Raw genomic sequence first — 22,428 nt, 5'->3', positions numbered from 1 at the left:
ACACACCGTCAAGAGGATGAATCATGCCCGTCAAGGACCCATCCAAGGTCGTACCGCAGGTCCCCGCGGAAAGCGCCGATGCTGCCCTTAAGCACATCGTCGACGGCTTCCTGCGCTTTCACCATGATGTTTTCCCAGATCAGCAAGAGCTGTTCAAGAAGCTCGCCACCGCGCAAACACCACGCGCCATGTTCATCACCTGTGCCGATTCGCGCATCGTTCCCGAGCTGATCACCCAGAGCTCGCCAGGCGACCTGTTCGTGACCCGTAACGTGGGTAACGTGGTACCGCCTTATGGCCAGATGAACGGCGGCGTTTCCAGCGCCATCGAGTACGCCGTAATGGCGCTTAAAGTTCACCACATCATCATCTGTGGCCACTCTGACTGTGGCGCCATGCGTGCGGTACTCAACCCGCAGTCGCTGACCAAGATGCCTACCGTTGGCGCCTGGTTGCGCCACGCTGAAGTGGCCCGCACCGTGGTCGAGAACAACTGCTCCTGCGGCAGCGAACACGAGACGATGCAAGTGCTGACCAAAGAGAACGTCATCGCCCAGCTGCATCACTTGCGCACCCATCCTTCGGTGGCTTCGCGCCTGGCAGCCGGTGAGCTGTTCATTCATGGTTGGGTGTACGACATCGAGACCAGCAAGATCGAAGCCTACGACGCCGCCAGCGACAGCTTCCTGCCCTTGGCCGCGGGTGAACCCGTTCCCTGCGCCACTCCGAGAGGCCGCTACTAAGCGACCCGTCCGCCGCTAGAACCTTGATAGCCGGCTGCACCCTGCAGGGGTGTGGCACGGCATTCGGCTGCCTTGAATTCCCTGACTGCCCTGCCGGCGTGCTCGCTGGCGGCCCGCGCCTGCGCGCTTGTCAGGGGCAAACGTGCCCACGGCCAGGGGAATGGCCGTGCGACTAGAGAAAGGAGAAACACGGTGAACATTACACAGTTGAAAGCGGCCCTGCCGCGTGAGTTGCTGGCGTCGGTGGTGGTCTTCCTGGTGGCCCTGCCGTTGTGCATGGGCATTGCGATCGCTTCTGGCATGCCGCCGGCAAAAGGCCTGATTACTGGGATTATCGGCGGCATTGTCGTCGGTTTCCTTGCTGGGTCGCCGCTACAGGTCAGCGGCCCCGCTGCCGGTCTGGCGGTACTGGTGTTCGAGCTGGTACGCCAGCACGGCATGGCCATGCTCGGGCCAATCCTGTTGCTGGCCGGCCTGTTGCAGTTGCTGGCCGGTCGCTTGCGTCTGGGCTGCTGGTTCCGTGTGACTGCGCCGGCGGTGGTTTACGGCATGCTCGCCGGGATTGGCGTGTTGATCGTGCTTTCGCAGGTGCATGTGATGTTCGACACCGCGCCGCAACCGTCGGGCCTGCAGAACCTGCTGGCGTTCCCGGCAACGTTGTCGGCAGCCCTGCCACAGGAGAGCACCGGCGCCGGCTGGATGGCCGGTGCGCTGGGCCTGGGGACCATCGCCATCATGTGGGGCTGGGAGCGCTTGCGGCCGCAGCGGCTGCGTTTTGTGCCGGGTGCATTACTCGGCGTGGCCAGCATGACCGCTATCAGCCTGTGGCTGGCCTTGCCGGTGAACCGCGTACAGGTACCGGCCGACCTGTCCGAGGCCATCGACTGGCTTCGTCCGGCGGACCTGATGCAGCTGGCCGACCCTGCTCTGTTGGTCGCCGCTTTTGCCCTGGCGTTCATTGCCAGCGCCGAAACCTTGCTGTCGGCCGCAGCAGTGGACCGCATGCACAGCGGCCAGCGTTCGGACTTCGACCGCGAACTGTCGGCTCAGGGCATCGGCAACATGCTGTGCGGGGTGCTGGGTGCCCTGCCGATGACCGGGGTAATCGTGCGCAGCTCGGCCAACGTCCAGGCCGGGGCGCAAACCCGGGCCTCGGCAATCTTCCATGGCTTGTGGTTGCTGGCCTTCGTGGTGGCGCTGAGCAGCGTGCTGCAGCAGATCCCGGTGGCGAGCTTGGCGGGGGTGTTGGTGTTTACCGGGGTCAAACTGGTCGACTTGAAGGCGTTTCGCGGGCTGGGCCGTTATGGGCGCATGCCGATGTTCACCTACGCGGCGACTGCGCTGGCGATCATCTTTACCGACCTGCTGACCGGTGTGCTGCTGGGCTTTGCCCTGACCTTGCTGAAGCTGGCGTTCAAGGCGGCGCGGCTGAAGATCAACCTGGTGAGCCTGGCCAAGGATGGGCACATGGAACTGCGCCTCAGTGGCGCGGCGACCTTCCTGAAGGTGCCGGCGCTGACCCAGGTGCTGGATACCGTACCGGCGGGCACCACGCTGCATGTGCCGCTGGGGAACCTGAGTTATATCGACCACTCGTGCCTTGAGTTGCTGGAGGACTGGAGCCGCAGCAATTCTGCCAATGGGTCACGGTTGCTGATAGAGCAGCGGCGCCTGAAGCGTCGGATCGAGGGGCGGTTGCGGACTACGGCGGGGGTTGGGGCGTAGGAGCGGGTTTACCCGCGAATACGGTAGCGGCGGCAACGGTGATCGGCGGGTGGGGGTTGGCCAGCAGGGCCGGCCCTTTCGCGGGTGAACCCGCTCCTACGATGGCCTGTGCCGAACCACCGATGCGTGTAATCGATGGCGGCGGCAACGGTGATCGGCGGGTGGGGATTGGCCAGCAGGGCCGGCCCTTTCGCGGGTGAACCCGCTCCTACGACGGCCTGCGCCGAACCACCGATGCACCTAGGCCGTTACAGGTCTATCAGGCCGGCTGACCCAGCTCGACACCCAGTTGGCGCGAAAGGCACGGCCAGCGCTTCCACGCCTCGCCAGTTGCCGGGCTGCTCAGCTTCTCTCGATAAGCCTCCACCGATTCAACCGCAAAGCTCTCGTCATTGAGCATTTCGTCGACCGAGTGGTGCACCACTTCATCCAGCTGGTTGGCAAAGCTTTCGCCAATCAACTGGTGGGCAATCAGGTTGGCGACCGTGGTGTCGACCGGGATCAACGGCTGCTGGAAGTGGCGAATGTACAAGTCATTCACCTCTTCCACCAGGCGGTGCGCCAGGTACGCTTCATCCAGCAGGCAGTCCAGGCCTACATGCCCTTGCATCACGCTGGGCGGCTGCAGGAAGTAGGCTTCGGCAATTTTCAGTACAGGTTTGATCTGCGATTCGATCCCGGCTTCGCGGGCGACCTCGTGGGCGGCCTCCAGCAGTTCCGGAACCTGATCGATGTAGGCGCTGACGAAGCGCGCCAAAGTACCCTGGGCGTCCTGCTCAGGCAGTTGGATCGAGGGGTGCAGATGGGGCAGTTGCAGCTCGAGACGCTGTTTCAATTGGCCGGTCTGGCCTTCATGTTGATGGGCTTGGCTTACCTGCTCGCGTACAGCAGCGATGTTCATGACAACTCCAGGGACATTACGTTTCAAACGGAAGACACTAAATTAGCTCGGTATACAGAATACCTAAGACGTATTTGTTATAAACCGCGCAAACGTGTGCTATGTCTGGCATAACCAGATGCCATTATTTAGCCATGACCTCTCAAGCGCGCGGTTTTCAGGCTATCTGGCTATTTCGTGAAGTTCATTTCACAGGCTTCATTGCGTGCCATTGGTCGCTGTCTATACTCCCGGTGAACGTGATTCGTTGATGAGGCCCGACTGCTTTTAGCAGGGGCTCGGTCGTCGAAGCCATGCAGTCTTGACCGCCGTTCCCTCTTGCCGCAGGCCACGCCTCCGGGACAACAAGAATTAGAAGGGGAACCCGCAATGATGCGACATCCACATGTCTGGATGGGCCTCCTGTTGTGGTCGGTTTTTGGCCAGGCAAACGCCGCCTGGACCGTGAACATGCACCCAGGGGCGACGGAAGTCTCCAACGCCGTCTTCGACCTGCACATGACCATCTTCTGGATCTGCGTGATCATTGGCATCGTGGTGTTTGGCGCGATGTTCTGGTCAATGGTCATCCACCGCCGCTCCACCGGCCAGCAGGCTGCGCATTTCCACGAGCACACCTGGGTGGAAATCCTCTGGACGGTAGTTCCCTTCCTGATCCTGGTGGCCATGGCCATCCCGGCCACCAAGACGCTGATCGACATCTACGATGCCAGCGATTCGGACATCGACATCCAGGTCACGGGGTACCAGTGGAAATGGCACTACAAGTACCTGGGCCAGGACGTGGAGTTCTTCAGCAACCTGGCCACCCCCACCGACCAGATCCACAACAAGGCGCCCAAGGATGAGCATTACCTGCTGGAAGTCGACCAGCCGCTGGTGCTGCCGGTGGGCGCGAAAGTGCGCTTTCTGGTCACTGCTGCCGACGTGATCCACTCCTGGTGGGTGCCAGCCTTCGCGGTCAAGCGCGACGCCATCCCAGGCTTTGTCAACGAAGCCTGGACCCGGATCGAAAAGCCAGGCATCTACCGCGGCCAGTGCACCGAGCTGTGCGGCAAAGACCACGGCTTCATGCCGGTGGTGGTCGAGGTCAAGTCCAAGGCCGATTACGACACCTGGCTTGGCGAGCGCAAGGCTGAAGCCGCCAAGCTCAAGGAGCTGACCAGCAAGGAATGGACCCTGGAAGAGCTGGTGGCGCGAGGCGACAAGGTCTACCACACCACCTGCGTGGCCTGTCACCAGGCCGAAGGCCAGGGCCTGCCGCCAATGTTCCCGGCGCTCAAAGGCTCGAAGATTGCCACCGGACCGAAGGAAGACCACCTGAGCATTGTCTTCCATGGCAAGCCCGGCACGGCCATGGCCGCTTTCGGCAAGCAGCTGTCGGAAGTCGACATCGCTGCTGTAGTCACCTACGAGCGCAATGCCTGGGGCAACAACAAAGGCGACATGGTGACGCCGAAGGACGTGCTGGCGCTGAAGCAGGCAGAAGCCAAGTGAACCGGGTTACTCGCGGCAATCAATGGATTGCAGGAGACAGGACATGAGTGCAGTGATCGACGACCACGCCCACGGCCACGACCATGCGCACGGCCCGGCCAAGGGCCTGATGCGCTGGGTGCTGACCACCAACCATAAAGACATCGGCACGATGTACCTGTGGTTCAGTTTCATCATGTTCCTGCTCGGTGGCTCGTTTGCCATGGTGATCCGCGCTGAGCTGTTCCAGCCGGGTTTGCAGATCGTGGAGCCGGCGTTCTTCAACCAGATGACCACCATGCATGGCCTGATCATGGTGTTTGGCGCGGTGATGCCGGCCTTCGTCGGCCTGGCCAACTGGATGATTCCGCTGATGATCGGCGCGCCCGACATGGCACTGCCACGGATGAACAACTTCAGCTTCTGGCTGCTGCCGGCGGCCTTCCTGCTGCTGGTATCTACGCTGTTCAGCCCGGGCGGAGGGCCGAACTTTGGCTGGACGTTCTACGCGCCGCTTTCCACCACCTATGCGCCAGCCAGCGTCACCTTCTTCATCTTCGCCATCCACCTGATGGGTATCAGCTCGATCATGGGGGCGATCAACGTGATTGCCACCATCCTCAACCTGCGTGCCCCCGGCATGACGCTGATGAAAATGCCGCTGTTCGTCTGGACCTGGCTGATTACCGCGTTCCTGCTGATTGCGGTGATGCCAGTACTGGCCGGCGTGGTAACCATGATGCTGATGGATATCCACTTCGGTACCAGCTTTTTCAGTGCCGCAGGTGGCGGTGACCCGGTGCTGTTCCAGCATGTGTTCTGGTTCTTCGGTCACCCTGAGGTGTACATCATGATCCTGCCCGCCTTCGGTGCGGTCAGCTCGATCATCCCGGCGTTCTCGCGCAAGCCGCTGTTCGGTTATACCTCGATGGTGTATGCCACCGGCGCCATTGCCTTCCTGTCATTTATCGTCTGGGCCCACCATATGTTCGTGGTCGGCATCCCGGTGGTCGGCGAGTTGTTCTTCATGTACGCCACCATGCTGATTGCCGTGCCCACCGGGGTGAAGGTATTCAACTGGGTCAGCACCATGTGGGAAGGCTCGCTCACCTTCGAAACGCCGATGCTGTTCGCCATCGCCTTTGTCATCCTGTTCACCATTGGTGGCTTTTCCGGGCTGATGCTGGCGATTGCCCCGGCGGACTTCCAGTACCACGACACTTACTTCGTAGTGGCGCATTTCCATTACGTACTGGTGCCTGGTGCAATTTTCGGCATCTTTGCCTCGGCCTACTACTGGCTGCCGAAATGGACCGGCCACATGTATGACGAAACCCTCGGCAAACTGCACTTCTGGCTGTCGTTCATCGGCATGAACATGGCCTTCTTCCCAATGCACTTCGTAGGCTTGGCCGGCATGCCACGGCGCATCCCCGACTACAACCTGCAGTTCGCCGATTTCAACATGGTGTCGTCGATCGGCGCGTTCATGTTCGGCGCCACGCAGATCTTCTTCCTGTTCATTGTCATCAAGTGCATCCGCGGTGGCGCGCCGGCACCGGCCAAACCCTGGGATGGCGCCGAGGGCCTTGAGTGGTCGATACCCTCGCCTGCGCCCTACCACACCTTCCAGACACCCCCGGAAGTGAAATAGGAACCCGCCATGAACGGCCTGTCGGTGAAACGCCTGGTAACGCGCCTGTTGATGCTGACGGTGGTGATGTTCGCCTTCGGCTTCGCGCTGGTGCCGATCTACGACGTCATGTGCAAAGCGTTCGGTATCAACGGCAAGACCGGCGGCCAATACGAAGGTAGCCAGGTCAGTGACCCGACGCGTGCTGTGCGGGTGCAGTTCATGTCGACCAATGCCAGCGACATGGTCTGGGACTTCTACTCCACTGCCGACCAGCTGGAGGTCAACCCGGGCGCGGTGAACCAGATGATCTTCATTGCTCACAACCCGACCGACCGGCCGATGAGTGCGCAGGCAATACCCAGCATTACCCCGGCCGAGGCCGCGGCCTACTTCCACAAGACCGAGTGCTTCTGCTTTACCCAGCAGGTGCTGCAGCCCGGCGAACGCATCGAGATGCCGGTGCGCTTCATCGTCGACCGCGACCTGCCGGCCAGCGTGAAGCACCTGACACTGGCCTACACCTTGTTCGACATCACCGCTCGCCACCCGCCGGTCGCGCACGTTGCGGCGCAGGACGTCCAGGGCGCCCGTTAAGGGAAGGAGAACAGCAATGGCAAGTCATGAGCACTACTACGTTCCGGCGCAGAGCAAATGGCCGATCATCGCCACCATCGGCATGTTCATCACGGTATTCGGCCTGGGCACCTGGTTCAACGACATGAAGGCGGGCCACCCGGATTCGCACGGGCCGCTGATCTTCTTCGTGGGTGCGTTGTTTCTGGCCTACATGCTGTTCGGCTGGTTTGGGTCAGTGGTCAAGGAGAGCCGCGCCGGGTTGTACAGCCCGCAGCTGGATCGCTCGTTCCGCTGGGGCATGAGCTGGTTCATCTTCTCTGAAGTGATGTTCTTCCTGGCGTTCTTCGGCGCGCTGTTCTATGTCCGCGTACTGGCGGGGCCGTGGCTGGGAGGCGAAGGGGCCAAAGGTGTTGCGCACATGCTGTGGCCAACGTTCGAATTCACCTGGCCGCTACTGCACACCCCCGACCCCAAGCTGTTCCCGCCGCCCAAGGAAGTGATCGACCCGTGGCATCTGCCGCTGATCAACACCATCCTGCTGGTCAGTTCCAGTGTGACAATCACCATTGCCCACCACGCCTTGCGCCGTGACCACCGCGGGCCGCTGAAATTCTGGATGGCGCTGACCATTGTTCTGGGCATCAGCTTTATCGCGCTGCAGGCCTTCGAGTACCACGAGGCCTATACCAAGCTGGGGCTGACACTGGGCTCAGGGATCTACGGTGCGACGTTCTTCATGCTTACCGGGTTTCACGGTGCCCACGTGACATTGGGCACGATCATTCTGATTGTGATGTTCGTGCGTATTCTGCGCGGGCATTTCAACCCGGAAAAACACTTCGGCTTCGAGGCAGCCAGTTGGTACTGGCACTTCGTCGATGTGGTGTGGGTGGGGTTGTTCATCTTTGTCTATGTGTTGTGAATACGAAACCCTGTAGGGGTGGGTGAGCGCTTCAGAAAGGGGCGTGGGAGACCAGTTGACCGCTGATCAAGCCCCAGGCGACCAGGCCTATGGTCAAGGCTGCCAGGGTGACCCGTACGGTCAGGGCCTTGAGCAGGCGGGTCGAGTTTTCATCATCCTTGACCAGAAACACCAGGCCACTGAACAGACTGGCAATCGTGGCCAACAGCATCAGGACAATCGCGGCCTTGAGCATGGCGTTACTCCGGGGGGATGCGGTGATGTGGATAAGTATAGCGAGGCGCCCGTGAGGCCGTTTCGCCCAGGCTGGGTACCGACGCTGGTGGTGCTTGCACTGCTGCCAGGGTTGATTGCGCTTGGTTGCTGGCAACTCGGCCGTGCCGAGGAAAAGCGCGTGCTGCTGGCCACCTATGCGGAAAGGCGGATTGAAGCGCCGATCGCCACCGCCCAGCTCCTCTCGAAAGAAGACAACGCCTTCCGCCGTGTGCACCTGTATGGCCGCTTCGACGCCGAGCACAGCGTGCTGCTGGACAACCGCATGCGCGACGGCAAAGCCGGTGTCGAGCTGCTGCAGCCCTTCCACGACCAAGCCAGCGGCCTGTGGTTGCTGATCAATCGTGGCTGGCTGCCATGGCTGGACCGCCGGGTGCCGGTGCACTTCGAAACCCCTGCCCAGGCCTTGGCGCTGGATGCCTCTGTGTATGTCGCGCCCGGTAGCACCTTCCAGCTGCACCCGGACCCCATCGGCGGGCAATGGCCGCATCTGTTGACCGCTATCGATGTCGCGCAGCTATGGCAACAGCTTGATCGCGAAGGCTTTGCCCAGGAATTGCGCCTGGAGCCGGGCCCTGCGAGCTATCGCCTGGACTGGCCGGTTGTCGCCATGAGCCCCGAAAAACACGTCGGCTATGCCGTGCAGTGGTTTGCCCTGGCTACCGCTCTGGTTCTGCTCTACCTCTACTTCGGCTGGCACCAAAACAAGGAGAAACGCCATGGCCACCGCCACTCCACTGGACGCGCCTGAACGTAGCAAACCCAGAGCCCGTGGGCGTTTGCAGCTGTTGCTGATCCTGCTGGTGGTGCTTGGGCCGATGGTTCTGGCCACCAGCATGTACAAGCTCAAATTCTGGGTGCCGGAAGGCCGCAGCTACCATGGCGCCATGATTGGCAATGGGGAAAGCCGTGCCGATCTCGGCGTGGCGGGCCAGGACGAGCGCTGGCAGTTGCTGGTCAGCGCGCCCCAGGCCTGCACCGAAGACTGTCAGCGCCTGGTGTACCTGGCTCGGCAGATTCAGGTCGGGCTGGGGCGTGATGCCAGCCGCGCCAGCCATGCGCTGGCCGCCGCCCAGCCGCTGAGTGCCGACTATCAGGCACTGCTCGGCCGCGAGTACCCGCAGTTGCAGCGCTACCCGCTGGATGCGCAACGTTATCAGCAGAAGGTTGTCGAGCCCGGCCCGCAGCTGTGGATCGTCGACCCGCACGGCAACCTGGTGCTGCGCTACGACGGCAAGGTCAACGGCAAGCATGTGCTGGATGACCTGCGCCACCTGCTCAAGCTGTCCAACATCGGCTAGGAGCCTGCCATGGCCAGACCTGGATTTCGCCTTGCTGTGTTCGCCACCCTGCTGGCACTGCTGGTCGTCCTGCTTGGTGCCTATACCCGCCTGACCCACGCAGGCCTCGGTTGCCCCGACTGGCCGGGGTGCTATGGCTTTATCAGCGTGCCCAAGAGTGAAGCGCAGTTGGCCCATGCCGAGCTGCACTTTCCGGAGCACCCGGTGGAAGCTGCCAAGGGCTGGGCGGAGATGGTCCACCGCTACTTTGCCGGTAGCCTGGCCGTGGTGATCGCCCTGCTCGCGTTCCAGGCAATGCGCCGGCATGCACGCGATGGGCAGCCTTATCGCCTGCCGATGCTGCTACTGGGTGTGGTGTTGGCCCAGGCAGCCTTCGGAATGTGGACGGTCACCCTGAAGCTGTGGCCGCAGGTGGTCACGGCGCACTTGCTGGGTGGCTTTACCACGTTGAGCTTGCTGTTCCTGTTGTCTCTGCGTCTGTCCCGGGCTTTTGCGCCCTTGCCGAAACTGCCGCTGAGCCTGCGCCGGATCGCTGCACTGGCGCTGCTGGTGGTAATCGGCCAGATTGCTCTGGGCGGTTGGGTCAGCGCCAACTACGCAGCCGTGGCCTGCATCGACCTGCCGACCTGCCATGGCCAGTGGTGGCCAGCGGCGGATTTCAGCAACGGCTTCCACCTGACCCAGCATGTCGGCCCCAATTACCTTGGCGGGCAGTTGGACAGTGATGCGCGCACGGCCATCCACATCAGCCACAGGTTGGGCGCGCTGCTGGTGACCTGTGTGCTGTTGATGCTCAGCTGGAAGCTGCACCGCTGTGGTCTCCCCGGCCTGGCGCGGCTGGTGCTGCTGGCGCTGGCCTTGCAAGTGGGCCTGGGCATCAGCAACGTGGTGTTCCACCTGCCGCTGGCGGTGGCTGTTGCGCACAATGCCGGCGGGGCGATGCTGCTGCTGAGCATGGTGCTGGTGAACTACCGCATTCGAGTGGTCGACAAGGTTCGTATGGGTGTCGGCCATGGTTGGCGTCTGCGGCCGGTGGTCGGGGTGGGCATTTCCCATCACATGAGGAACGACTCGTGGCGACGCTTCTAAGCGTACGACGGGCCCGCTGGCGCGATTACCTTGAGCTGACCAAGCCCAAGGTGGTGGTGCTGATGCTGATCACCTCGCTGGCGGGCATGTTCCTGGCCACCCGGGCGGGCGTCAGCTGGAGCGTGCTGTTGTTCGGCAACCTGGGCATCGGCCTGTGCGCGGGTGGCGCAGCGGTGGTCAATCATGTGGTGGATCGGCGCATCGATGCGCTGATGGCACGCACCCACAAACGGCCTTTGGCCCAAGGCCGAGTCGAGCCCCTGCCGGCGCTGTTGTTCGCCTTGGCCCTGGCGCTGCTGGGCATGGTCCTGCTGCTGGTATTCACCAACGCCCTCACCGCCTGGCTGACCCTGGCCTCATTACTCGGTTATGCGGTGCTCTACACCGGCTTTCTCAAGCGCGCCACGCCACAGAACATCGTCATCGGTGGCCTGGCCGGTGCCGCTCCGCCGTTGCTCGGCTGGGTGGCGGTAAGCGGCCATGTCAGCGCCGAACCCTTGCTGCTTGTGCTGATCATTTTCGCCTGGACCCCGCCGCATTTCTGGGCGCTGGCCATCCACCGCAAGGAGGAATACGCCAAGGCCGATATCCCGATGTTGCCGGTGACCCACGGCGAGCGCTACACCAAACTGCATATCCTGCTGTACACCCTGATCCTGCTGGCGGTGAGCCTGCTCCCGTATGCCATCCACATGAGTGGCCCGCTGTACCTGGCCTGTGCCCTGGGCTTGGGCCTGCGCTTCCTGCATTGGGCCTGGGTGTTGTACCGTAGCAGCCGGCCGCACGCGGCGATCGGCACCTTCAAGTACTCTATCGGCTACCTGTTCGCGCTGTTCATCGCGTTGCTCCTTGACCACTACCTGTTGCTGAGCCTATGACCCGAACCCAGAAAACCGTCTTCATCCTCGTTGCCCTGGTCGCGTTGATCCTGGGCCTGACCGTCAACAAGGTGCTAAATGGTCGTGACCAGCCCAACCCTGCCGAGCTGATTGATGCGGGCATCATTCTGCTGCCGCAGAGCCGCGCCGTGGCTGATGTCACCATGACCAACCAGGACGGCCAGCCGGTGCAGATGGATGACCTCAAGGGCAAATGGTCGCTGCTGTTCTTTGGCTACACCTACTGCCCGGACATCTGCCCGACCACCCTGGCCCAGTTGCGCCAGGTGAAGAGCGAGCTGCCCAAGAATGCCGTCGACCGGCTGCAGGTGGTGTTGGTGAGTGTGGACCCTAACCGCGATACGCCGAACCAGCTGAAGCAGTATCTGGGCTATTTCGACAAGGACTTTGTCGGCGTGGCGGGGTCGATCGAGGATACCCAGAAGCTGGCCAATGCCTTGAGCATTCCGTTCATTCCGGCGGATACCAGCAAGCCGGGGTATACCGTGGATCACAGCGGTAACCTGGCGATTGTCGGGCCGGATGGGCGACAGCGTGGGTTCATTCGGGCGCCGTTCAACAACCAGAAGCTGGGGGCGCAGTTGCCGGGGCTGGTCAAGCGGGATTGAGAGTGCTGGGCTTCCTGCGCAGGCCTTTCGCGACACAAGGCCNGCCTTGCGTCGCGAAAGGGCCGCAAAGCGGCCCCGGGGATGTTGGCTCAGAACGCCGGAACCACAGCGCCTTTGTACTTCTCGATGATGAACTGCTTCACCTCAGGCGAGTGCAGTGCAGCCGCCAGTTTCTTCATGTCGTCCGAGTCCTTGTTGTCCGGGCGGGCAACCAGAATGTTCACGTAAGGCGAGTCGCTGCCCTCGATGGCCAGCGCGTCTTTTTCCGGGTTCAGCTTGGCTTCCAGCGCGTAGTTGGTGTTGATCAGGGCGGCATCTACCTGGGTCAGCACACGCGGGATGGTGGCGGCTTCCAGCTCGCGGAACTTCACGTTTTTCGGGTTCTCGGCAACATCCTTCACGGTCGACAGGATGTTCTTGTTGTCCTTGAGCTTGATCACGCCAGCCTTGTCCAGCAGCAGCAAGGCGCGGCCGCCGTTGGTGGCGTCGTTGGGGATGACCACGGTGGCGCCGGAGGACAGCTCGTCCAGTTTCTTGATCTTGGACGAATACACGCCCAGTGGCTCGATGTGCACGCCTGCCACGCTCACCAGCTGGGTACCCTTGGCCTTGTTGAACTCATCCAGGTAAGGCTGGTGCTGGAAGAAGTTGGCGTCCAGGCGCTTTTCGGCCACCTGCACGTTCGGCTGGATGTAGTCGGTGAATTCCTTGACCTTCAGCTCTACGCCTTCTTTGGCCAGTTGTGGTTTGACGAAGTTGAGGATCTCGGCGTGCGGCACCGGGGTGGCGGCGACGGTAAGGGTATCGGCCTGGGCCGAGAAGGCCGCGACAGCGGCAGCGACAGCAAGCAGCTTCTTCATTGATCACTCCTTGTGAGGGCCGCGACGGCCCCCGAACGGGTCGGCCAGGCCGACCCCATTGGGGTTACTTACGGGAAAAATGCACGACCAGTTTGTCGCCCACGCTCTGCAGGACTTGAACCAGTACCAGCAGCAGTACCACGGTCACTACCATCACATCGGTCTGGAAACGCTGGTAACCGAAGCGGATAGCCAGGTCACCAAGGCCACCGGCACCCACCACACCGGCCATGGCAGTGTAAGAAACCAGGGTGATGGCGGTTACCGTTATGGCCGCGAAGATGCCCGGACGGGCTTCCGGCAGCAGCGCACTGGTGATGATCTGGCGAGTGGTGGCGCCCATCGACTGGGTGGCTTCGATGATGCCGCGGTCCACTTCACGCAAGGCGGTTTCAACCAGGCGCGCAAAGAACGGCGTGGCACCCACCACCAGCGGCGGGATGGCGCCTGCAACGCCCAGCGAGGTACCGGTGATCAGCACGGTGAACGGGATCATCACGATCAGCAAGATGATGAATGGCAGCGAGCGCAGGATGTTGACCACCAGCGACAGCAGTGCGTAGACACCTTTCTGTTCGAACATCTGCTTTGGCCCGCAGAGGAACAGCAGCACGCCCAGTGGCAGGCCCAGTAGCACGGTGAAGAACAGCGAGCCGAACAGCATGATCATGGTATCGACGGTGGCCAGCCAGATTTCGGCCCAGTCGACGTTGGCAAAGAAATTCAGGGCGTCCATCAACGCAGTACCTCCATATGTACGTCAGCTGCCTTGAAGCGGGCGAACGCCGCTTCCATGTCTCCGCCGATCAGGGCGAGAGTGAGCTGGCCATAGGGGACATCCTTGATGCGGTCGATACGCCCGGCGAGGATGCTGTAGTCCACACCGGTTTCGCGGGCCACGGTACCCAGCAGCGGCGCGTAGGTGGCGTCGCCCTGGAAGGTCAGGCGTACGATGCGGCCTGGCACGTGGGCAAAGTCGTCGCGCTGCTCGCCTTCGTCGACCTGCTCGTCTTCCTGGACGAAGCGCTTGGTGGTGGGGTGCTGCGGGTGCAGAAACACCTCGGCCACCGAGCCTTGCTCGACGATCTGACCGGCGTCCATCACGGCTACGCGGTCGCAGACACGGCGGATCACGTCCATCTCGTGGGTAATCAGCACGATGGTCAGTTTCAGTTCACGGTTGATCTCGGCCAGCAGTTGCAGGACCGAGGCCGTGGTTTGCGGGTCGAGGGCACTGGTGGCCTCGTCGCATAGCAGAATCTTTGGGTTGGTGGACAGGGCGCGGGCGATGCCGACGCGCTGCTTCTGTCCGCCGGACAGCTGCGCCGGGTACTTTTTGGCGTGGTCCGACAGGCCAACGCGAGCCAGTAGTTCGGTGACGCGCTTGTCGATTTCGCTGCGCGACAGCTCACCGGCCAGGGTCAGTGGCAGGGCGACGTTGTCGGCGACGGTCTTGGAAGCCAGCAGGTTGAAGTGCTGGAAAATCATCCCGACTTGCTGGCGGAAGCCGCGCAACTGGCTGGCGTTGAACGCGGTGACATCTTCGCCGTCGACGATGATCGTGCCGCCGGAGGGCTCCTCCAGGCGGTTGATCAGGCGCAGCATGGTGCTTTTGCCAGCGCCGGAATGGCCGATCAGGCCGAACACCTGGCCATCTTCGATGGTCAGGCTGGTCGGATTCAGTGCGGGGATTTCCCTACCGGCAACGCGGTAGGTTTTATGTACCTGTTGGAACTCGATCACGTAGCGAACCTTGTGGGGCGCATTGAAATTTGGGTCAGCGGTTAGCTGGGGTCGCGCATTTTAGCCTTTTCCTATAGCTGTTCTTAGCATTTATTTCGTCATGCACCAATCCATCGGGCATATCGCGACAACCGGTAATCCTGATTGAACGCTCGGCAACGCCCTCCAGTCACTACTTGGACAAGCCCTGAACGGGCACGCCTTAAGACTGATGAGGAGAGCCGATCATGCCCAGCAAGAAAACGGATGCGCCCAAGCACAGCGAGGCCGCCGGTACCCAGACCCCTGACAGGGCCAACACCAATGCCAAGCTGCAGAGCCTGGAGGCCGACCGTAGCGATGCGACCGGGCATGCGCTGCGAACCAACCAAGGCGTGCGCATTGCTGACAACCAGAACTCCCTCAAGGCGGGTGATCGCGGGCCTTCGCTGCTTGAAGACTTCATCATGCGCGAGAAAATCACCCACTTCGACCATGAGCGTATCCCCGAACGCATCGTGCACGCACGCGGTACCGGGGCACACGGGTTTTTCCAGAGCTATGGCAACCACGCCGAGCTGACCAAGGCCGGCTTCCTGCAAGATCCGGAAAAGATCACTCCGGTTTTTGTCCGCTTTTCGACGGTTCAGGGCCCACGCGGTTCTGGCGACACGGTTCGAGATGTACGGGGCTTTGCCGTCAAGTTCTATACAGATGAAGGCAATTTCGACTTGGTCGGTAACAATATGCCGGTGTTTTTCATCCAGGATGCCATCAAGTTCCCCGATTTTGTCCACGCGGTGAAGCCAGAGCCACACAACGAGATACCGACCGGCGGTTCGGCTCACGACACCTTTTGGGATTTCGTCTCGCTGGTGCCGGAGTCGGCCCATATGGTCATGTGGGCCATGTCTGACCGCGCCATCCCGCGCAGCCTTCGAATGATGGAAGGCTTTGGCGTGCATACCTTCCGCCTGATCAATGCCGAGGGCGTGGCCAGCTTCGTAAAGTTTCATTGGAAACCACGCCAGGGCGTGCATTCCCTGCTGTGGGACGAAGCCCAGAAGCTGGCGGGCAAGGACACCGACTTCCAGCGCCGTGACCTATGGGAAGCCATCGAAACCGGTGACTACCCGGAATGGGAACTGGGCGTGCAGATTGTGCCTGAGGCTGACGAACACAAATTCGACTTCGACCTGTTGGACCCGACCAAGATCATCCCGGAGGAACTGGTACCCGTCACGCCGCTGGGCAAGATGGTGCTCAACCGCAACCCGGACAATTTCTTTGCCGAGGTCGAACAGGTGGCGTTCTGCCCAGGCCATATCGTGCCAGGTATCGACTTTACCAACGACCCGCTGCTGCAGGGCCGGCTGTTCTCGTACACCGATACCCAGATCAGCCGCCTGGGTGGGCCGAACTTCCACCAGATCCCGATCAACCGGCCGGTAGCGCCGAACCACAACAACCAGCGTGATGCCCTGCACCAGCACGTCGTGCACAAGGGCCGGGCTTCCTACGAGCCCAACTCGATTGATGGCGGCTGGCCGAAGGAAACCCCGCCTGCGGCGCAGGACGGCGGCTTCGAGAGCTATCAGGAGCGTATCGATGCGCACAAGATTCGCCAGCGCAGTGAGTCGTTCGGCGATCACTTCTCGCAGGCTCGGCTGTTCTTCCAGAGCATGAGCCCGACCGAGCAACAGCACATCATCAAGGCTTACAGCTTCGAGTTGGGCAAAGTGGAGCGTGAACATATCCGCGCCCGGGAAGTGAATGAAATTCTCGCCAACATCGACCTGAAGTTGGCGGCGGCGGTTGCGGCCAACCTGGGCCTCCCTGCGCCGAAAGCGGGTACGGTGAAGGTGAAGGGTAGCCAGCTGGCGCAATCGCCTGCGTTGAGCCAGATGAACCACCCAGGTTCGGTGGGTATCAAGGGGCGCAAGATTGCTGTGCTGGTGGCAGATGGCGTGGACGCTGCCAGCGTGGACAAACTGGTCAAGGCCCTGGAAGCGCACAGTGCCCGGCCGATGCTGCTGGGGCCGACCTCGGCGCCGGTGAAGGCGGCGGATGGCAAACAACTGCCGGTAGCGGCGTCGATGGAGGGGATGCCTTCGATCATGTTCGACGGGATTGTCGTGCCTGCGGGCAAGGCCTCTACGGATGCGCTGGCGGCTAGCGGATTGGCCAAGCACTTCTTGCTGGAGGGCTACAAGCACCTGAAGGCGCTGGTGCTGACCAAGGAACTGGCGAAAGCGTTGGGGCTCAAGGAGGACAAGGGGCTGCTGCTCGGGGATGAGCAGAAGGCAGTGGATGCCTTTGTCAAAGCGGTTGAAGGCCACCGGGTGTGGGAGCGGGAGGCGGCAGCTGAAGCTGTTCCTGCCTGATAAGGCCTCTTCGCGGGTAAACCCGCTCCTGNGCGGGTTTACCCGCGAAGCGTTTACTGCTGATGCGGGACCAGCACCACCTGTGCCGGCAGCGAGCGCTGGATCTGATGCTTCTGCTTCAGCTCGAACCCACTGTCAATCTTGCGCACGCGCTTTTCCAGCAAGGTCTTCAGCCAAGGTGCATCCTCGGTGCGCGGTACCTGAAATACCACTTCGCACTGGTAACTCACCACATCGGCGGCAATGTCGTCCAGTTGGCGGCGCAGCGCGCGGCTGTCAGTGGTCTTCAAGGCCACCACGGTACTTGGCGCTGTCGGGTCGATGATGCGTGCCTTGGGCTTGGCTTCGGCGGCTTTCAGCGCAGCTTCAGCCTTTTCCAGTTCGGCCTTGCGGGCCTGGGTCACGGCATCCCCGCCGGTCACCGCTGGCGCCTGCGGCATCAGTGCCCGGGCACGGGCCAGCGCGGTAGCTGCCGCGTTTACATCGCCCTTCTGCAGAACGATCTGGCTACGTTGCAGGTAAGCTTCGGCCAGTTGGCGCTGGTATTGCTCCAGGCGTGCATCATCCGGCGACTGGGCCTGCAGTGCAGCAAGCTGGTCTTCGGCGGTAGCCAGCTCATTGCTGGCGATGTTCTGTTGCAACTGCTGCCAGGCATCTGCTTGAGCAGGTGCGGTGGCCTGTTCGACCGGCGCATTGGAACAGGCAGCCAGGATCAGGGAAAACGCGGCAACAAGCAGATAACGGGAGGCGAACGGCTTCATTCCTGCGACTCTCTATTTGCGCAAAAAGCGAGCAAGTCTACACCCAGGTGCGCACGCTCGAAAATAGGCCTTACAGACCCTTTACGGGCCGAAGGTTGCAAGGCGTGCCTGCACACGCCTTGCTTTTCAGCGTTTTGGCAGAGCCAGGCTCAGCAAGAATAGCACCGCGGCGCAGACCACGATCGAGGGCCCGGCGGGGGTGTCCTTGAACCAGGACATGGCCAGGCCGCCGCACACTGCGGTGACACCCAGCAGGCTGGCACCCAGGGCCATCTGCTCTGGTGAGCGGGCGTGGCGCTGTGCCGCAGCGGCAGGAATGATCAGCAGTGAGGTAATCAGCAACACGCCAACGATTTTCATGGCAACCGCAATTACCACCGCGATCAGCAGCATCAGCGCCATGCGCAAGCCGGCCACGGGCAGGCCTTCAACCATGGCCAGTTCTTCGTGCACGGTAACCGCCAGCAGCGGCCGCCACAGCACAGCGAGCAGCAGCAGGACCAGTGCACTGCCGCCGAGGATCCAGGCCAGGTCGGTGGTGCTGATGGCCAGCAGATCGCCGAACAGGTAAGCCATCAGGTCAATGCGCACATCGTGCATGAAGCTCAGCACCACCAGGCCCAGCGACAAGGTGCTGGGGGCCAGGATACCCAGGAGGGTGTCGGAGGCCAGCGGCTGGCGTTGCTGCAATGTCACCAGCAGAATCGCCAGCAACAGGCAGCCCACGGTTACCGCCAGCGCCGGGCTGACATCCAGGGCAAAGCCCAGGGCCACACCGAGCAGCGCGGCGTGAGACAGGGTGTCGCCAAAATAGGCCATGCGCCGCCATACCACGAAGGAGCCCAGTGGGCCTGCAACCAGTGCGAGGGACAAGCCGGCAAGCAAGGCGTAGAGAAGAAAATCAGCCATGCTTGCAGTGCTCTCCGTGAACATGGGTGCCAGGGGCGACCACCGAGCCATGCAGGTCGTGGCTGTGGTCGTGATGGTGGTGGTAGATGGCCAGGCTCGGTGCGGTCTTGCCGAACAGCTCGACGAACGCCGGATCACCGCTGACTTGCTCAGGGTGACCCGAGCAGCACACGTGGCGGTTCAGGCACACCACCTGGTCGGTAGCGCTCATGACCAGGTGCAGGTCGTGGGACACCATCAGTACGCCGCAGCCGTGGCGGTCGCGCAGGCGGGTGATGAGGTTGTAAAGCTCGGTCTGGCCGACCACGTCCACACCTTGTACCGGTTCGTCGAGCACCAGCAACTGGGGTTCGCGCAGCAAGGCGCGGGCCAGCAGCACGCGTTGCATTTCGCCGCCGGAAATAGTCTGGATCGGGCTGTCGATGACCTGCTCGGCGCCCACTTCCTGCAGCGCCGACAAGGCTGCCACGCGGTCTACGCCGGGCACCAGGCGCAAGAAGCGCAGCACCGACAGCGGCAGCGTGGCATCAACCTGAATTTTCTGCGGCATGTAGCCAATGCGCAGCTTGGGTTTGCGCCATACCTTGCCGCGATGTGGCTTGAGCAGGCCAAGTACGGCCCGCACCAAGGTCGTCTTACCCGCCCCGTTGGGGCCAATCAGGGTGACGATCTGGCCTGGGGCGACCGACAGGTCGATGCTGTCGAGCACCGCCTCACCGCCAAAGGTGACGCCGACCTGCTCCAGGCGAATCAGGGCGTCGCTCATGCCGCGCTCCGGCAGTTACCGCACAGGCCGACCACTTCCACGGTCTGGGTCTCGACCGTGAAACTCACGCCTTTGGCGCTGTTGATGATGGCCTCGCTGATGCTGCTCTGCTCGAGCTCGATGGCCACATGGCAGGCCCGACAGATCAGGAACTGGCCTTGGTGCACGTGCTCGGGGTGGCTGCAGCCGATGAAGGCGTTGAGCGATGCGATGCGATGTACCAGGCCGTTTTCCAGCAGGAAGTCCAGCGCACGGTACACCGTGGGCGGCGCGGCGCGGCGGCCGTCCTGCTCACTGAGCACAGCGAGGATGTCGTAGGCGCCCAGTGGCTTGTGGCTCTGCCACACCAGCTCCAGCACACGGCGGCGCAGGGCTGTCAGGCGCAGGCCCTGGCGGGTGCACAAGGCGTCGGCTTCAGCCAGTGCGCTGTGTACGCAATGGGAGTGGTCGTGAGGACGGTTGGCCAGCGGTGTGATGGACATGGGCAGCGACGGTTCTGGACAGAGACGTTATTATGTTACCTGTTTCTGAAGATTCGAGTATCCACCGTGTCCCGATTCCTGGCTCTGTTTGTCGCTTTCATCGCATTATCCGCGCAGGCCGACGTGCGTGTGCTCACCAGTATCAAGCCCCTGCAGCAGATTGCCGCTGCCGTGCAGGAGGGTGTTGGCAGCCCTGACGTGCTGCTGCCGCCCGGCGCTTCACCCCACCACTATGCGCTGCGCCCCTCGGACGTGCGGCGGGTAGGCGATGCCGACCTGCTTTACTGGATCGGCCCTGACATGGAGAATTTCCTTCCGCGTGTGCTGGGAAGCCGTAGCAAGGCCACAGTGGCTGTGCAGTCGCTGCCGGGCATGAAGCTGCGCCACTTTGGCGAGGACAGCCATTCCCATGAGGAAGCAGACCATGACGATCATGACCACGATCACCGCCCAGGCAGCCTGGATGCGCATTTGTGGCTATCGTCGGTCAATGCGCGAGTAATCGCGGCAAAAATGGCAGCTGACCTGGCCCAGGTCGACCCGGCCAATGCGGCTCGCTATCAGAGCAACCTGAAGGCCTTCGATGAACGCCTGGATGCGTTGGATGGGCGTATCAAGGCGCGCGTGGCCGGTATTGCCGGCAAGCCGTACTTCGTCTTCCACGAAGCCTTCGACTATTTTGAAGCTGAATATGGCTTGAAGCACGCGGGCGTGTTCAGCGTGGCATCCGAGGTGCAGCCTGGGGCGCAACATGTGGCGGCCATGCGCAAGCGTCTTCAGGAAGTGGGCAAGACCTGCGTGTTCAGCGAGCCACCACTGCGGCCGCGATTGGCCGAGACCCTGACTGCCGGGTTGCCGGTGCGCCTTGCCGAGCTGGATGCCTTGGGTGGCACCGATCCGGTGGATGGCAAAGGGTATGAGCGCTTGCTGGAGAAGTTGGGCGGTGACCTGGCAGGCTGCCTGGAACAGCTGTAAGCCTGTACCGGCCCCTTCGCGGGTGAATCCGTGCCCACAGGTACTGCGCAGGCCTCAAGGCCGTCGCTATCCCTGTGGGAGCGGGTTCACCCGCGAAGAAGCAGACGTGGTCTACAGCGCGAACGGCAGGTGCAAAGCCACCTGCTGGCGCTGCGCCAGACGTACTTCAAACTCGCTCGGATCGTGGATCATCACATCCATCCCGGCAAACGATTCGGCGGCAATCAGGCGCGACAGCCAGAAACGTACGCAGCCTACCCTCAACATTTCCGGCCACAGCTCGGCTTCGGCTGCAGTGAACGGCCGCAGCGCCGCGTAGGCTGCCAGCAGTGCCTGGGCGCGTGGTACATCCACCGCTCCCTGCTCATCCAGGCACCAGTCGTTCACGGTGATGGCAATGTCATACAGCATCGGCCCGGAGCAGGCATTGTAGAAGTCGATCACACCGGTCAGGTGGGTGCCTTCGAACATCACGTTGTCGCGGAACAGGTCGGCATGCAGGTTGGCCCGCGGCAAGGCCAGGATCTGCGCCTTATGTGCGCTGATTTCGTCCAGCGCCGGCTGCAGCAATGCGGCTTGCTCCGCAGTCAGGCGTGGCAGTAGCTCGGCACCCGAGGCCAGCATCCAGTCCAGGCCGCGGTCGGTGCGGCGCTCGATGATGTGCTCTCGGGTGGCCAGGTGAATGTGTGCCAGTAGCTCGCCGACCTGGGCGCAGTGCTGGTTGTTGGGTGCCTTGATGTGTTTGCCCGACAGCCTGGGCTGCAGCAATGCCGGCTTGCCGCACAGCTCGCGCAGGCCGTTGCCGTCGCGATCACGAATGGCATAGGGCACCGGCATGTCGGCACCGTGCAGGGTATCGAGCAGTTCGATGAAGAACGGCATGTCCTCGCTGGGCCCACGCTCGATCAGCGTCAGGACGAACTCCCCCTGTTCGAGGCTGACGAAGAAATTGCTGTTCTCGGTACCGGCGGCAATGCCCTGGAAGTCGAGCAGACGGCCCAGCTCGTACGGCGCCAGAAAGGTTTCCAGCTCAGGCCGGGTCACGGGGGTGAAGACTGACATGATGAAAAATTGCCCATACGGGCACTTCCGCCGGGAAGTGCCGGGTTGATGTGAACGGTGCGCGTCAGCTTACCACTCGAAGATCTTCCAGGACGGAATCAGCATGTCCGGCTGGTCGGATCGAATGAAATTGGCATCAGTGCCATCAGCGCGTACCAGAAAGTAAGGCTTGCCGTTTTTCGGCGTGATCTTGATCGCATACAGGAAGCCGTTTTGCCGGTATTCCTGGATGGTTTTATCGCCTTCCGTGCGAATGGTCACCTCGGGATCGGCCGAGGGGGCGTCGTCCGCCGCCAGGGTGACGACAGGCGTGGTTGCCAACAGGCCGAGCAGTAACAGGCGATTGAGTGTGCGCATG

24 protein-coding genes are annotated in these 22,428 nt (G+C 62.0%); 13 read left to right on the top strand and 11 right to left on the bottom strand.

Annotation, left to right across the window (positions count from 1 at the left end; all coding sequences use genetic code 11):
• The first annotated feature begins 23 nt into the window (after positions 1-23).
• Together ACTJJN_RS09780 and ACTJJN_RS09775 are read left to right on the top strand one after the other, a co-directional pair.
• Entirely contained in the window at positions 24-743 is a 720-nt protein-coding gene (locus tag ACTJJN_RS09780) for a carbonic anhydrase (protein WP_003253046.1), read from the top strand.
• Positions 744-935: 192 nt separating this feature from the next.
• The gene (locus ACTJJN_RS09775) at positions 936-2,468 is read left to right on the top strand and encodes a SulP family inorganic anion transporter (protein WP_440781215.1); all 1,533 of its coding nucleotides are present in this window, start codon (positions 936-938) and stop codon (positions 2,466-2,468) included.
• Positions 2,469-2,727: 259 nt separating this feature from the next.
• Here ACTJJN_RS09775 and ACTJJN_RS09770 read toward each other — a convergent pair whose 3' ends face one another.
• Positions 2,728-3,369, bottom strand: coding sequence for a hypothetical protein (locus tag ACTJJN_RS09770; protein WP_003253042.1), 642 nt, complete (start codon positions 3,367-3,369; stop codon positions 2,728-2,730).
• Between the two features lie 369 nt (positions 3,370-3,738).
• On the opposite strand from ACTJJN_RS09770, the gene coxB reads away from it, so the two are divergent.
• The 4 genes from coxB to ACTJJN_RS09750 are packed head-to-tail and all read left to right on the top strand — an operon-like array spanning position 3,739 to position 7,979.
• Positions 3,739-4,866, top strand: coding sequence for a cytochrome c oxidase subunit II (gene coxB, locus ACTJJN_RS09765; protein ID WP_011953140.1), 1,128 nt, complete (start codon positions 3,739-3,741; stop codon positions 4,864-4,866).
• A gap of 43 nt (positions 4,867-4,909) precedes the next feature.
• Positions 4,910-6,499: a cytochrome c oxidase subunit I gene (ctaD, locus tag ACTJJN_RS09760; protein ID WP_003253037.1), complete on the top strand. Its 1,590-nt coding sequence runs from the start codon at positions 4,910-4,912 to the stop codon at positions 6,497-6,499.
• A 9-nt stretch (positions 6,500-6,508) separates the two neighbouring features.
• A complete protein-coding gene (locus ACTJJN_RS09755) occupies positions 6,509-7,075 on the top strand; it encodes a cytochrome c oxidase assembly protein (RefSeq protein WP_003253035.1) in 567 nt (188 codons plus the stop codon).
• A 16-nt stretch (positions 7,076-7,091) separates the two neighbouring features.
• On the top strand, positions 7,092-7,979 hold the full coding sequence (locus ACTJJN_RS09750; RefSeq protein WP_003253033.1) for a cytochrome c oxidase subunit 3: 888 nt from the start codon (positions 7,092-7,094) through the stop codon (positions 7,977-7,979).
• Positions 7,980-8,010: 31 nt separating this feature from the next.
• On the opposite strand, the gene ACTJJN_RS09745 is transcribed toward ACTJJN_RS09750, so the two are convergent.
• Positions 8,011-8,214, bottom strand: a complete 204-nt coding sequence (locus tag ACTJJN_RS09745; RefSeq protein ID WP_003253030.1) for a twin transmembrane helix small protein — start codon at positions 8,212-8,214, stop codon at positions 8,011-8,013.
• Between the two features lie 51 nt (positions 8,215-8,265).
• Between ACTJJN_RS09745 and ACTJJN_RS09740 the strand changes: the two genes are divergently transcribed.
• The 5 genes from ACTJJN_RS09740 to ACTJJN_RS09720 are packed head-to-tail and all read left to right on the top strand — an operon-like array spanning position 8,266 to position 12,149.
• Positions 8,266-9,003 carry an SURF1 family protein gene (locus tag ACTJJN_RS09740; protein ID WP_088512657.1) on the top strand — a complete coding sequence of 246 codons (738 nt, stop codon included), beginning with the start codon at positions 8,266-8,268 and terminating at the stop codon, positions 9,001-9,003.
• Positions 8,972-9,553, top strand: a complete 582-nt coding sequence (locus ACTJJN_RS09735; RefSeq protein ID WP_017147855.1) for a hypothetical protein — start codon at positions 8,972-8,974, stop codon at positions 9,551-9,553. Before ACTJJN_RS09740 ends, ACTJJN_RS09735 begins: the two co-directional genes overlap by 32 nt.
• Positions 9,554-9,562: 9 nt before the next feature.
• Positions 9,563-10,642, top strand: a complete 1,080-nt coding sequence (locus tag ACTJJN_RS09730) for a COX15/CtaA family protein (protein ID WP_011953144.1) — start codon at positions 9,563-9,565, stop codon at positions 10,640-10,642.
• The gene (gene cyoE / locus ACTJJN_RS09725; RefSeq protein ID WP_004575259.1) at positions 10,627-11,520 is read left to right on the top strand and encodes a heme o synthase; all 894 of its coding nucleotides are present in this window, start codon (positions 10,627-10,629) and stop codon (positions 11,518-11,520) included. Before ACTJJN_RS09730 ends, cyoE begins: the two co-directional genes overlap by 16 nt.
• Positions 11,517-12,149, top strand: coding sequence for an SCO family protein (locus ACTJJN_RS09720; RefSeq protein ID WP_014754964.1), 633 nt, complete (start codon positions 11,517-11,519; stop codon positions 12,147-12,149). Before cyoE ends, ACTJJN_RS09720 begins: the two co-directional genes overlap by 4 nt.
• A gap of 89 nt (positions 12,150-12,238) precedes the next feature.
• On the opposite strand, the gene ACTJJN_RS09715 is transcribed toward ACTJJN_RS09720, so the two are convergent.
• From ACTJJN_RS09715 to ACTJJN_RS09705, 3 genes are all read right to left on the bottom strand, one after another.
• A complete protein-coding gene (locus tag ACTJJN_RS09715) occupies positions 12,239-13,009 on the bottom strand; it encodes a MetQ/NlpA family ABC transporter substrate-binding protein (RefSeq protein WP_003253017.1) in 771 nt (256 codons plus the stop codon).
• Positions 13,010-13,073: 64 nt separating this feature from the next.
• On the bottom strand, positions 13,074-13,745 hold the full coding sequence (locus tag ACTJJN_RS09710) for a methionine ABC transporter permease (RefSeq protein WP_010951513.1): 672 nt from the start codon (positions 13,743-13,745) through the stop codon (positions 13,074-13,076).
• Entirely contained in the window at positions 13,745-14,752 is a 1,008-nt protein-coding gene (locus tag ACTJJN_RS09705; RefSeq protein WP_011953146.1) for a methionine ABC transporter ATP-binding protein, read from the bottom strand. The genes ACTJJN_RS09710 and ACTJJN_RS09705 overlap by 1 nt, the downstream gene beginning before the upstream one ends.
• 227 nt (positions 14,753-14,979) lie before the next feature.
• Between ACTJJN_RS09705 and katE the strand changes: the two genes are divergently transcribed.
• Entirely contained in the window at positions 14,980-17,115 is a 2,136-nt protein-coding gene (gene katE / locus ACTJJN_RS09700; RefSeq protein WP_440781214.1) for a catalase HPII, read from the top strand.
• Between the two features lie 53 nt (positions 17,116-17,168).
• Here the strand turns inward: katE and ACTJJN_RS09695 are convergent, their stop codons facing one another.
• The 4 genes from ACTJJN_RS09695 to zur all read right to left on the bottom strand — a co-directional run bounded on the left by ACTJJN_RS09695 (position 17,169) and on the right by zur (position 20,033).
• Positions 17,169-17,876: a PA5502 family lipoprotein gene (locus ACTJJN_RS09695; RefSeq protein WP_011953148.1), complete on the bottom strand. Its 708-nt coding sequence runs from the start codon at positions 17,874-17,876 to the stop codon at positions 17,169-17,171.
• 126 nt (positions 17,877-18,002) lie between these two features.
• Positions 18,003-18,785, bottom strand: a complete 783-nt coding sequence (gene znuB / locus ACTJJN_RS09690; RefSeq protein ID WP_004575255.1) for a zinc ABC transporter permease subunit ZnuB — start codon at positions 18,783-18,785, stop codon at positions 18,003-18,005.
• A complete protein-coding gene (gene znuC / locus ACTJJN_RS09685) occupies positions 18,778-19,551 on the bottom strand; it encodes a zinc ABC transporter ATP-binding protein ZnuC (protein ID WP_011953149.1) in 774 nt (257 codons plus the stop codon). Before znuC ends, znuB begins: the two co-directional genes overlap by 8 nt.
• Positions 19,548-20,033: a zinc uptake transcriptional repressor Zur gene (gene zur, locus ACTJJN_RS09680; RefSeq protein WP_004575253.1), complete on the bottom strand. Its 486-nt coding sequence runs from the start codon at positions 20,031-20,033 to the stop codon at positions 19,548-19,550. The genes znuC and zur overlap by 4 nt, the downstream gene beginning before the upstream one ends.
• A 66-nt stretch (positions 20,034-20,099) precedes the next feature.
• On the opposite strand from zur, the gene ACTJJN_RS09675 reads away from it, so the two are divergent.
• A complete protein-coding gene (locus ACTJJN_RS09675; protein WP_003253000.1) occupies positions 20,100-21,008 on the top strand; it encodes a zinc ABC transporter substrate-binding protein in 909 nt (302 codons plus the stop codon).
• A gap of 111 nt (positions 21,009-21,119) precedes the next feature.
• On the opposite strand, the gene ACTJJN_RS09670 is transcribed toward ACTJJN_RS09675, so the two are convergent.
• Both ACTJJN_RS09670 and ACTJJN_RS09665 read right to left on the bottom strand, forming a co-directional pair.
• The gene (locus ACTJJN_RS09670; RefSeq protein WP_003252998.1) at positions 21,120-22,070 is read right to left on the bottom strand and encodes a homoserine kinase; all 951 of its coding nucleotides are present in this window, start codon (positions 22,068-22,070) and stop codon (positions 21,120-21,122) included.
• Between the two features lie 69 nt (positions 22,071-22,139).
• Positions 22,140-22,427 (bottom strand): DUF2782 domain-containing protein, encoded by a 288-nt coding sequence (locus ACTJJN_RS09665; protein ID WP_003252997.1) that lies wholly within the window; start codon positions 22,425-22,427, stop codon positions 22,140-22,142.
• Position 22,428: the final 1 nt, after the last annotated feature.

The sequence above is a fragment of the Pseudomonas sp. 22515 genome (assembly GCF_052044625.1).
Lineage (GTDB): Bacteria > Pseudomonadota > Gammaproteobacteria > Pseudomonadales > Pseudomonadaceae > Aquipseudomonas > Aquipseudomonas alloputida.
The sequence above is the reverse complement of the archived record's forward strand: the minus strand, read 5'-3'. Positions and strand labels throughout refer to the sequence as shown.